The following is an 11,992-nucleotide window of genomic DNA, read 5'->3' as shown; positions in this document are numbered from 1 at the left end:
CGCCCCACGGCTCGCAGCGGGCCCGTACGCCCGCCTTCATATACACCCGGCACCTGCCGACTTAGTGGAAGGACGCCATCATGGCGAAGCTGTCCCAGGACGAGCTGCTCGAGCAGTTCGAGACCCTGACCCTCATCGAGCTCTCCGAGTTCGTCAAGGCGTTCGAGGAGAAGTTCGACGTCAAGGCTGCCGCTCCGGTCGCCGTTGCCGCCGCCGGTGGCGCTGCTGCCGCCGCCGAGGCCGTCGAGGAGCAGGACGAGTTCGACGTCATCCTCACCGGCGCCGGCGAGAAGAAGATCCAGGTCATCAAGGTCGTGCGTGAGCTGACCTCCCTGGGTCTGAAGGAGGCCAAGGACCTCGTCGACGGCACCCCGAAGCCGGTCCTCGAGAAGGTCGCGAAGGAGGCCGCCGAGAAGGCTGCCGAGTCCCTCAAGGCCGCTGGCGCCTCGGTCGAGGTCAAGTGACCCTGCGAGTCTTCTGACTCGTCTGGACTGCTCGTGCCGCACGGCACGGACGTCTCATCGCGAAGGGCGATCACCCATCCGGGTGGTCGCCCTTCGGCGTACCCGAGGCGCTCGCCTTGCTCTTCCGTGGCTGACGAGTATGGTGATCTTCGCCGTACGCCTCCGACGGGGGCTTGCGGCCGGTGCCGAGAGGCGGCGGATGAGGGTCTCGGGGCTCTGTCCGGCAGGGGGGCCTTGACGAACCGCACGCGGCGCGCAATTCTCAGGACGCGTCGTCACTCGATCCGGATCCGATGCATGGATCGTTGGCGAAGAGGGCAGTAAAGAAGAGCGCATCCGCGCGAGGGCGATTCATAGGTGTTGAGAACAGCTGTTGCGAGCTTCGAGGGTCTCTGAGAACCCGGACTGGACATCAGTGTGCCGTTTGGCTACACTGACCCTTTGCGCTGCCTGTTAGCTGCCTCCTGCCCGTCACCAGGGGCATGCCCGATGTTTGAACACCGATGACTGATCGTCCCTGACCTGGGATTTCCGTCACCGTGTCCAACTTGGGACCGGTACGCGCGTAGTGAGTCCGAGCCCTCGGAAGGACCCCCTCTTGGCCGCCTCGCGCAACGCCTCGACCGCGAATACGAACAACGGTGCCAGCACCGCCCCGCTGCGCATCTCTTTTGCAAAGATCAAGGAGCCCCTCGAGGTTCCGAACCTCCTCGCGCTGCAGACCGAGAGCTTTGACTGGCTCCTCGGCAATGCCGCCTGGAAGGCTCGCGTCGAGGCTGCTCTGGACAGTGGACAAGACGTCCCCACCAAGTCCGGCCTGGAGGAGATCTTCGAGGAGATTTCACCGATTGAGGACTTCTCCGGGTCGATGTCGCTTACGTTCCGCGACCACCGCTTCGAGCCCCCGAAGAACTCGATCGACGAGTGCAAGGAGCGCGACTTCACGTTCGCCGCCCCGCTCTTCGTCACGGCCGAGTTCACCAACAACGAGACCGGCGAGATCAAGTCCCAGACGGTCTTCATGGGCGACTTCCCGCTCATGACCAACAAGGGCACCTTCGTCATCAACGGCACCGAGCGTGTCGTCGTGTCGCAGCTCGTGCGCTCGCCGGGTGTCTACTTCGACTCCTCGATCGACAAGACGTCCGACAAGGACATCTTCTCCGCCAAGATCATCCCGTCCCGGGGTGCCTGGCTGGAGATGGAGATCGACAAGCGCGACATGGTCGGTGTCCGTATCGACCGCAAGCGCAAGCAGTCCGTGACCGTCCTCCTGAAGGCTCTCGGTTGGACCACCGAGCAGATCCTCGAGGAGTTCGGCGAGTACGAGTCCATGCGCGCCACCCTGGAGAAGGACCACACCCAGGGCCAGGACGACGCGCTGCTCGACATCTACCGCAAGCTGCGCCCGGGCGAGCCGCCCACCCGCGAGGCTGCTCAGACGCTGCTCGAGAACCTCTACTTCAACCCGAAGCGCTACGACCTCGCGAAGGTCGGCCGCTACAAGGTGAACAAGAAGCTCGGCGCCGAAGAGCCGCTGGACGCCGGCGTGCTCACCTCCGACGACGTCATCGCGACCATCAAGTACCTGGTCAAGCTGCACGCCGGGGAGACCGAGACGGTCGGTGAGTCCGGTCGTTCGATCGTCGTCGAGACCGACGACATCGACCACTTCGGCAACCGTCGTCTGCGTAACGTCGGCGAGCTCATCCAGAACCAGGTCCGTACGGGTCTGGCCCGTATGGAGCGCGTCGTGCGTGAGCGCATGACGACTCAGGACGTCGAGGCGATCACGCCGCAGACCCTGATCAACATCCGGCCGGTCGTCGCCTCCATCAAGGAGTTCTTCGGCACCAGCCAGCTGTCGCAGTTCATGGACCAGAACAACCCGCTGTCGGGTCTCACCCACAAGCGCCGTCTGTCGGCGCTTGGCCCGGGTGGTCTCTCCCGTGAGCGGGCCGGCTTCGAGGTCCGTGACGTGCACCCGTCCCACTACGGACGCATGTGCCCGATCGAGACCCCTGAAGGCCCGAACATCGGTCTGATCGGTTCGCTCGCCTCGTACGGACGTGTCAACGCGTTCGGCTTCATCGAGACGCCGTACCGCAAGGTCGTCGACGGCCAGGTCACCGACGAGGTCGACTACATCACCGCCGACGAGGAAGACCGCTTCGTGATCGCCCAGGCGAACGCGACGCTCTCCGAGGACATGCGGTTCACCGAGCCCCGCGTCCTGGTCCGCCGTCGTGGCGGAGAGGTCGACTACATCCCGGGCGACGACGTCGACTACATGGACGTCTCGCCGCGCCAGATGGTGTCCGTCGCCACCGCGATGATCCCCTTCCTGGAGCACGACGACGCCAACCGTGCCCTCATGGGCGCGAACATGATGCGTCAGGCGGTGCCGCTGATTAAGTCGGAGGCCCCGCTCGTCGGCACGGGCATGGAGTACCGCTGCGCCACCGACGCCGGTGACGTCCTGAAGGCCGAGAAGGACGGTGTCGTCCAGGAGGTCTCCGCGGACTACATCACCGTCACCAACGACGATGGCACGTACACCACGTACCGCATCGCCAAGTTCTCGCGCTCCAACCAGGGCACCTCGGTCAACCAGAAGGTCGTCGTCTCCGAGGGCGACCGGGTCATCGAGGGCCAGGTCCTCGCCGACGGGCCGGCCACCGAGAACGGTGAGATGGCGCTCGGCAAGAACCTGCTCGTGGCGTTCATGCCGTGGGAGGGCCACAACTACGAGGACGCGATCATCCTGTCGCAGCGCCTCGTGCAGGACGACGTCCTCTCCTCGATCCACATCGAGGAGCACGAGGTCGACGCCCGTGACACCAAGCTCGGCCCGGAGGAGATCACCCGGGACATCCCGAACGTCTCCGAAGAGGTCCTCGCCGACCTCGACGAGCGCGGCATCATCCGTATCGGTGCCGAGGTCGTCGCCGGTGACATCCTCGTCGGCAAGGTCACGCCCAAGGGTGAGACCGAGCTGACCCCCGAGGAGCGCCTGCTCCGCGCGATCTTCGGTGAGAAGGCGCGCGAGGTGCGCGACACCTCGCTGAAGGTCCCGCACGGCGAGATCGGCAAGGTCATCGGCGTCCGCGTCTTCGACCGCGAAGAGGGCGACGAGCTGCCGCCGGGCGTGAACCAGCTGGTCCGCGTCTACGTCGCGCAGAAGCGCAAGATCACCGATGGTGACAAGCTCGCCGGCCGTCACGGCAACAAGGGCGTCATCTCGAAGATCCTCCCGATCGAGGACATGCCGTTCCTGGAGGACGGCACCCCGGTCGACATCATCCTCAACCCGCTGGGTGTCCCGTCCCGAATGAACCCGGGACAGGTCCTGGAGATCCACCTCGGCTGGCTCGCCAGCCGTGGCTGGGACGTCTCCGGCCTCGGTGACGAGTGGGCCAAGCGCCTGCAGGCCATCGGCGCCGACCAGGTCGCCCCCGGCACCAACGTCGCCACGCCCGTCTTCGACGGTGCGCGCGAGGACGAGATCTCCGGTCTCTTCGAGGCCACGATCCCGAACCGCGACGGCGACCGCCTGGTGCAGCCCTCCGGCAAGGCCCACCTGTTCGACGGCCGCTCCGGCGAGCCGTTCCCGGACCCGGTTTCGGTCGGGTACATGTACATCCTCAAGCTCCACCACCTCGTCGACGACAAGCTGCACGCTCGTTCGACGGGCCCGTACTCCATGATCACCCAGCAGCCGCTGGGTGGTAAGGCTCAGTTCGGTGGACAGCGCTTCGGTGAGATGGAGGTGTGGGCGCTGGAGGCATATGGCGCCGCTTACGCCCTCCAGGAGCTGCTGACGATCAAGTCCGACGACGTGACCGGCCGCGTGAAGGTCTACGAGGCCATCGTCAAGGGCGAGAACATCCCCGAGCCGGGCATCCCCGAGTCCTTCAAGGTGCTCATCAAGGAAATGCAGTCGCTCTGCCTCAACGTGGAGGTGCTCTCCTCGGACGGCATGTCCATCGAGATGCGTGACACGGACGAGGACGTCTTCCGCGCGGCGGAGGAGCTCGGTATCGACCTGTCCCGGCGCGAGCCGAGCAGCGTCGAAGAGGTCTGACGGGTCTGGCCGGGGCCTCGCTCATGAGGCCCCGGCCCTGCCCCGGACCCGTTCAGACCATTGATTGAGACTCGACCCCGAAAGAGGGATTGACGACAAGTGCTCGACGTCAACTTCTTCGACGAGCTGCGGATCGGCCTTGCCACCGCGGACGACATCCGGACCTGGTCGCACGGCGAAGTGAAGAAGCCGGAGACCATCAACTACCGCACGCTCAAGCCCGAAAAGGACGGACTCTTCTGCGAGAAGATCTTCGGTCCGACCCGGGACTGGGAGTGCTACTGCGGCAAGTACAAGCGTGTCCGCTTCAAGGGCATCATTTGTGAGCGTTGTGGCGTGGAGGTCACGCGCGCCAAGGTGCGTCGTGAGCGCATGGGCCACATCGAGCTTGCCGCTCCCGTCACTCACATCTGGTACTTCAAGGGCGTTCCGTCGCGCCTCGGCTACCTGCTTGATCTCGCGCCGAAGGACCTCGAAAAGGTCATCTACTTCGCCGCGTACATGATCACGTTCGTGGACGAGGAGCGCCGTACGCGTGACCTGCCCTCGCTGGAGGCGCACGTCTCCGTCGAGCGTCAGCAGGTCGAGAACCGTCGCGACTCCGACCTGGAGGCTCGTGCCAAGAAGCTCGAGACCGACCTGGCCGAGCTCGAGGCCGAGGGCGCCAAGGCCGACGTGCGCCGCAAGGTGCGCGAAGGTGCCGAGCGTGAGATGAAGCAGCTGCGCGACCGTGCGCAGCGCGAGATCGACCGTCTCGACGAGGTGTGGAACCGCTTCAAGAACCTCAAGGTCCAGGACCTCGAGGGCGACGAGCTGCTCTACCGCGAGCTGCGTGACCGTTTCGGCACGTACTTCGACGGCTCCATGGGTGCCGCTGCCCTGCAGAAGCGCCTGGAGTCCTTCGACCTCAACGAGGAGGCCGAGCGCCTCCGCGAGATCATCCGTACCGGCAAGGGCCAGAAGAAGACCCGTGCGCTCAAGCGCCTCAAGGTCGTCTCCGCGTTCCTGCAGACCAGCAACAGCCCCAAGGGCATGGTGCTCGACTGCGTGCCGGTCATCCCGCCGGACCTGCGTCCGATGGTGCAGCTGGACGGTGGCCGCTTCGCGACCTCCGACCTGAACGACCTGTACCGCCGTGTGATCAACCGCAACAACCGCCTCAAGCGTCTCCTTGACCTCGGTGCCCCCGAGATCATCGTGAACAACGAGAAGCGGATGCTGCAGGAGGCCGTCGACGCGCTGTTCGACAACGGCCGCCGTGGTCGCCCGGTCACCGGTCCGGGTAACCGCCCGCTGAAGTCCCTGAGCGACATGCTCAAGGGCAAGCAGGGTCGATTCCGTCAGAACCTTCTCGGTAAGCGTGTGGACTACTCCGCGCGTTCCGTGATCGTCGTCGGTCCGCAGCTGAAGCTGCACCAGTGCGGTCTGCCGAAGGCCATGGCGCTGGAGCTCTTCAAGCCGTTCGTGATGAAGCGCCTGGTCGACCTGAACCACGCGCAGAACATCAAGTCGGCCAAGCGCATGGTCGAGCGTGGCCGCACCGTGGTGTACGACGTCCTCGAAGAGGTCATCGCCGAGCACCCGGTGCTGCTGAACCGTGCACCGACCCTGCACCGCCTCGGCATCCAGGCCTTCGAGCCGCAGCTGGTCGAGGGCAAGGCCATCCAGATCCACCCGCTCGTCTGCACCGCGTTCAACGCGGACTTCGACGGTGACCAGATGGCCGTGCACCTGCCGCTCTCCGCGGAGGCGCAGGCCGAGGCCCGCATCCTGATGCTGTCCTCGAACAACATCCTGAAGCCGGCCGACGGTCGTCCCGTCACCATGCCGACCCAGGACATGGTGCTGGGCCTGTTCTTCCTCACCACGGACGAGGAGGAGCGCAAGGTCATCGGTCAGGGCCGAGCGTTCGGTTCCACCGCCGAGGCGATCATGGCCTTCGACGCCCGGGAGCTCTCGCTCCAGACGCAGGTCGACATCCGCTTCCCGGTGGGCACCATCCCGCCGCGCGGCTGGGTGCCGCCGGTCGCTGAAGAGGGCGAGCCGGAGTACCAGCCGGGTGACACCTTCCGGCTGCGTACGAGCCTGGGCCGCGCGCTCTTCAACGAGCTGCTGCCCGAGGACTACCCGTTCGTCGACTACTCGGTGGGCAAGAAGCAGCTCTCCGAGATCGTCAACGACCTGGCCGAGCGCTACCCCAAGGTCATCGTGGCGGCGACGCTCGACAACCTGAAGGCGGCCGGTTTCCACTGGGCGACCCGTTCCGGCGTCACGGTCTCCGTTTCGGACATCGTCGTGCCGGAGGCCAAGAAGGCCATCGTCCAAGGCTACGAGGCGCAGGACGAGAAGGTCCAGAAGCAGTACGAGCGCGGTCTGATCACCAAGGACGAGCGCACGCAGGAGCTCATCGCGATCTGGACCAAGGCGACCAACGAGGTTGCCGAGGCGATGAACGCGAACTTCCCGAAGACGAACCCCATCTTCATGATGGTTGACTCGGGTGCCCGAGGAAACATGATGCAGATGCGTCAGATCGCGGGTATGCGTGGTCTGGTGTCGAACGCGAAGAACGAGACGATCCCGCGTCCCATCAAGGCGTCGTTCCGTGAGGGCCTGACCGTTCTGGAGTACTTCATCTCCACGCACGGTGCCCGTAAGGGTCTGGCGGACACCGCCCTGCGTACCGCCGACTCGGGTTACCTGACCCGTCGTCTGGTGGACGTCTCGCAGGACGTGATCATTCGCGAGGAGGACTGCGGCACCGACCGTGGCCTCAAGCTGAAGATCGCCGTCAAGGGTGCGGACGGTGTGCTCCGCAAGACGGAGGACGTCGAGACCTCGGTCTACGCCCGCATGCTCGCCGAGGACGTCGTCGTCGACGGCAAGGTCATCGCGCCTGCCAACGTCGACCTCGGTGACGTCCTGATCGACGCCCTGGTGGGCGCCGGCGTCGAGGAGGTCAAGACCCGTTCGGTCCTGACCTGTGAGTCCGCGGTCGGCACCTGTGCCTTCTGCTACGGACGCTCGCTCGCCACCGGCAAGCTGGTCGACATCGGTGAGGCGGTCGGCATCATCGCCGCCCAGTCCATCGGTGAGCCCGGTACCCAGCTGACGATGCGTACCTTCCACACCGGTGGTGTGGCCGGTGACGACATCACCCAGGGTCTGCCCCGAGTCGTCGAGCTCTTCGAAGCCCGTACGCCCAAGGGTGTCGCCCCGATCTCGGAGGCGGCCGGCCGCATCCGTATCGAGGAGACCGAGAAGACCAAGAAGATCGTCGTCACCCCGGACGACGGCAGCGACGAGACGCCGTTCCCGATCTCGAAGCGTGCCCGTCTGCTGGTGGGCGAGGGCGACCACGTCGAGGTGGGCCAGAAGCTCACCGTGGGTGCCACCAACCCGCACGACGTGCTGCGGATCCTCGGTCAGCGCGCGGTCCAGGTCCACCTGGTCGGCGAGGTCCAGAAGGTCTACAACTCGCAGGGTGTGTCGATCCACGACAAGCACATCGAGATCATCATCCGGCAGATGCTGCGCCGGGTGACGATCATCGAGTCCGGCGACGCGGAGCTGCTGCCGGGCGAGCTCGTCGAGCGCTCGAAGTTCGAGACCGAGAACCGTCGTGTGGTCACCGAGGGCGGTCACCCCGCCTCCGGCCGTCCGCAGCTGATGGGTATCACCAAGGCCTCGCTCGCCACCGAGTCGTGGCTGTCGGCGGCGTCCTTCCAGGAGACGACCAGGGTTCTGACCGACGCGGCGATCAACGCCAAGTCGGACTCCCTGATCGGCCTCAAGGAGAACGTCATCATCGGTAAGCTCATCCCGGCCGGTACGGGCCTGTCCCGCTACCGCAACATCCGGGTCGAGCCGACCGAGGAGGCCAAGGCCGCGATGTACTCGGCCGTCGGCTACGACGACATCGACTACTCGCCGTTCGGCACGGGCTCCGGCCAGGCCGTTCCGCTGGAGGACTACGACTACGGTCCGTACAACCAGTAAGGCGCATGTCCCGTCCGCAGGGCGGTCACTCCGTTTCGTACGGGGTGGCCGCCCTGCGGCGTTGCCCGTCGGTACCGGAACAGAGGTACTGTCGGGAATGTCACGCGCGGCCCCGTCGTCGTGGACAGCATTTGTTTTGACCGGAGTCCGTGAGGTAGGTACGCTCAGACCTTGTGCCTGGGGTGTGCCTGGGCTCGTGTGCGTGTCCTCAACCGCATGGCGAGCCTGTCTTTGGCCACCGCAATCTGCGCCCCTTCTGCCCCAGGGCAGAAGCCTGCAGCATTCGACACACCCGACCGCGTGGGTCGGCGACGTTCCAGGTTAGTTTCACGAACGGCACACAGAAACCGGAGAAGTAGTGCCTACGATCCAGCAGCTGGTCCGGAAGGGCCGGCAGGACAAGGTCGAGAAGAACAAGACGCCCGCGCTCGAGGGTTCGCCCCAGCGCCGCGGCGTCTGCACGCGTGTGTTCACGACCACCCCGAAGAAGCCGAACTCGGCACTCCGTAAGGTCGCGCGTGTGCGTCTGACCTCCGGCATCGAGGTCACGGCCTACATCCCGGGTGAGGGACACAACCTGCAGGAGCACTCCATCGTGCTCGTGCGTGGTGGCCGTGTGAAGGACCTGCCGGGTGTTCGTTACAAGATCATCCGCGGCTCCCTTGACACCCAGGGTGTCAAGAACCGCAAGCAGGCCCGCAGCCGCTACGGCGCCAAGAAGGAGAAGTAAGAATGCCTCGTAAGGGCCCCGCCCCGAAGCGCCCGGTCATCATCGACCCGGTCTACGGTTCTCCTCTTGTCACCTCGCTGATCAACAAGATCCTGCTCAACGGCAAGCGTTCCACTGCCGAGCGGATCGTGTACGGCGCCATGGAAGGCCTCCGCGAGAAGACCGGCAACGACCCGGTCATCACGCTGAAGCGCGCGCTTGAGAACGTCAAGCCCTCGCTCGAGGTCAAGTCCCGCCGTGTCGGTGGCGCCACCTACCAGGTGCCGATCGAGGTCAAGCCCGGTCGCGCCGCCACCCTCGCGCTCCGCTGGGTCGTGGGTTACTCCCGCGCCCGCCGCGAGAAGACGATGACCGAGCGCCTCATGAACGAGCTGCTCGACGCCTCCAACGGTCTTGGCGCTGCCGTCAAGAAGCGCGAGGACACCCACAAGATGGCCGAGTCCAACAAGGCCTTCGCGCACTACCGCTGGTAGTCGCTACCCACATCGAGACCGAGAGAAGATTGAGCCTTATGGCCACCACTTCGCTTGACCTGGCCAAGGTCCGCAACATTGGGATCATGGCCCACATCGACGCGGGCAAGACGACCACCACTGAGCGGATCCTGTTCTACACCGGTGTTTCGTACAAGATCGGTGAAGTCCACGACGGCGCTGCCACGATGGACTGGATGGAGCAGGAGCAGGAGCGCGGCATCACGATCACGTCCGCCGCGACGACCTGTCACTGGCCGCTCAATGATGTTGACCACACCATCAACATCATCGACACCCCGGGTCACGTCGACTTCACCGTCGAGGTGGAGCGTTCGCTCCGCGTCCTCGACGGCGCTGTCACCGTGTTCGACGGTGTTGCCGGCGTCGAGCCGCAGTCCGAGACCGTTTGGCGTCAGGCGGACCGCTACGGCGTGCCGCGTATCTGCTTCGTCAACAAGCTCGACCGCACGGGTGCCGAGTTCCACCGCTGCGTCGACATGATCGTCGACCGCCTCGGTGCGGTCCCGCTCGTCATGCAGCTCCCCATCGGTGCCGAAGCCGACTTCAAGGGCGTCGTCGACCTCGTGTCGATGAAGGCCTTCGTGTGGCCGGAAGAGGCCATCAAGGGCGAGATGTACGACACCGTCGACATCCCGGACACCCACATCGAGGCGGCTCAGGAGTGGCGCGGCAAGCTGCTCGAGGCCGTTTCCGAGAACGACGACCAGATGATGGAGCTGTACCTGGAGGGCGTCGAGCCCACCGAGGAGCAGCTGCACGAGGCGATCCGTCGGATCACCCTCGCATCGAAGGGCGGCGCGGGCTCCGTCACCGTCACCCCGGTGTTCTGTGGCACGGCGTTCAAGAACAAGGGCGTCCAGCCCCTGCTCGACGCGGTCGTCCGCTACCTGCCTTCCCCCCTGGACGTCGAGGCCATCGAGGGCCACGACGTCAAGGACCCCGAGGTTGTCGTCAAGCGCAAGCCCTCGGACGACGAGCCGTTCTCCGGCCTGGCGTTCAAGATCGCTAGCGACCCGCACCTCGGCAAGCTCACCTTCGTCCGGATCTACTCCGGTCGCCTCGAGGCCGGCACCGCGGTGCTGAACTCGGTCAAGGGCAAGAAGGAGCGCATCGGCAAGATCTACCGCATGCACGCGAACAAGCGTGAGGAGATCGCGTCGGTGGGCGCCGGTGACATCATCGCCGTCATGGGCCTGAAGCAGACCACCACCGGTGAGACGCTGTGTGACGACAAGAACCCGGTGATCCTGGAGTCCATGGACTTCCCGGCGCCGGTCATTCAGGTCGCCATCGAGCCCAAGTCCAAGGGTGACCAGGAGAAGCTGGGTGTCGCCATCCAGCGCCTCTCCGAGGAGGACCCGTCCTTCCAGGTGCACTCCGACGAGGAGACCGGCCAGACCATCATCGGTGGTATGGGCGAGCTTCACCTCGAGGTGCTCGTCGACCGCATGAAGCGCGAGTTCCGCGTCGAGGCGAACGTCGGCAAGCCGCAGGTCGCGTACCGCGAGACGATCCGCAAGGCCGTCGAGCGCATCGACTACACGCACAAGAAGCAGACTGGTGGTACCGGCCAGTTCGCGAAGGTGCAGATCGCCCTTGAGCCCATCGAGGGTGGCGACGCGTCCTACGAGTTCGTCAACAAGGTCACCGGTGGCCGCATCCCCCGTGAGTACATCCCCTCGGTGGACGCGGGTGCTCAGGAAGCCATGCAGTTCGGCATCCTGGCCGGTTACGAGATGGTCGGCGTTCGCGTCACCCTCCTCGACGGTGGTTACCACGAGGTCGACTCCTCGGAGCTCGCCTTCAAGATCGCCGGTTCGCAGGCGTTCAAGGAGGGTGCCCGCAAGGCGTCCCCCGTGCTCCTCGAGCCGATGATGGCCGTCGAGGTCACCACGCCCGAGGACTACATGGGCGATGTCATCGGTGACCTCAACTCCCGCCGTGGCCAGATCCAGGCCATGGAGGAGCGCAGCGGCGCTCGCGTCGTGAAGGGCCTCGTGCCCCTCTCGGAGATGTTCGGCTACGTCGGAGACCTCCGCAGCAAGACCTCGGGTCGCGCAAGCTACTCGATGCAGTTCGACTCCTACGCCGAGGTTCCGCGGAACGTCGCCGAGGAGATCATCGCGAAGGCCAAGGGCGAGTAACTCTCCCGAGCTCACGCTTTAGGCTTGTCACCGGAGCCTGGTGGGGCATTCGCCGCAGAGCGCAAGCAATGCGG

General features: G+C 65.3%; 6 protein-coding genes. All 6 read left to right on the top strand.

Going from position 1 to position 11,992, the window contains the following annotated elements:
* Window positions 1-80: 80 nt before the first annotated feature.
* The 6 genes from rplL to fusA all read left to right on the top strand — a co-directional run bounded on the left by rplL (window position 81) and on the right by fusA (window position 11,918).
* The gene (gene rplL, locus OHA88_RS21010) at window positions 81-464 is read left to right on the top strand and encodes a 50S ribosomal protein L7/L12 (protein WP_030914109.1); all 384 of its coding nucleotides are present in this window, start codon (window positions 81-83) and stop codon (window positions 462-464) included.
* Window positions 465-1,062: 598 nt separating this feature from the next.
* Window positions 1,063-4,548: a DNA-directed RNA polymerase subunit beta gene (gene rpoB, locus OHA88_RS21005; RefSeq protein WP_267003021.1), complete on the top strand. Its 3,486-nt coding sequence runs from the start codon at window positions 1,063-1,065 to the stop codon at window positions 4,546-4,548.
* Window positions 4,549-4,647: 99 nt separating this feature from the next.
* On the top strand, window positions 4,648-8,547 hold the full coding sequence (locus OHA88_RS21000; RefSeq protein ID WP_030977930.1) for a DNA-directed RNA polymerase subunit beta': 3,900 nt from the start codon (window positions 4,648-4,650) through the stop codon (window positions 8,545-8,547).
* A gap of 358 nt (window positions 8,548-8,905) precedes the next feature.
* Window positions 8,906-9,277: a 30S ribosomal protein S12 gene (rpsL, locus tag OHA88_RS20995; RefSeq protein ID WP_003948652.1), complete on the top strand. Its 372-nt coding sequence runs from the start codon at window positions 8,906-8,908 to the stop codon at window positions 9,275-9,277.
* A gap of 2 nt (window positions 9,278-9,279) precedes the next feature.
* Window positions 9,280-9,750 carry a 30S ribosomal protein S7 gene (gene rpsG / locus OHA88_RS20990; protein WP_030977935.1) on the top strand — a complete coding sequence of 157 codons (471 nt, stop codon included), beginning with the start codon at window positions 9,280-9,282 and terminating at the stop codon, window positions 9,748-9,750.
* A 38-nt stretch (window positions 9,751-9,788) separates the two neighbouring features.
* Window positions 9,789-11,918 carry an elongation factor G gene (fusA, locus tag OHA88_RS20985; protein ID WP_326628053.1) on the top strand — a complete coding sequence of 710 codons (2,130 nt, stop codon included), beginning with the start codon at window positions 9,789-9,791 and terminating at the stop codon, window positions 11,916-11,918.
* Window positions 11,919-11,992 lie beyond the last annotated feature (74 nt).

Origin of the sequence: Streptomyces sp. NBC_00353, assembly GCF_036108815.1 — a bacterium.
Lineage (GTDB): Bacteria > Actinomycetota > Actinomycetes > Streptomycetales > Streptomycetaceae > Streptomyces.
Note: the sequence above shows the minus strand (reverse complement) of the source record. Positions and strands in the feature narration are given on the sequence as shown.

Bases quoted from the DNA above. Each gene is read 5' to 3' on its own strand.
- rplL (WP_030914109.1), top strand. From the start codon at position 81: ATGGCGAAGCTGTCCCAGGACGAGCTGCTCGAGCAGTTCGAGACCCTG.
- rpsG (WP_030977935.1), top strand. From the start codon at position 9,280: ATGCCTCGTAAGGGCCCCGCCCCGAAGCGCCCGGTCATCATCGACCCG.
- fusA (WP_326628053.1), top strand. From the start codon at position 9,789: ATGGCCACCACTTCGCTTGACCTGGCCAAGGTCCGCAACATTGGGATC.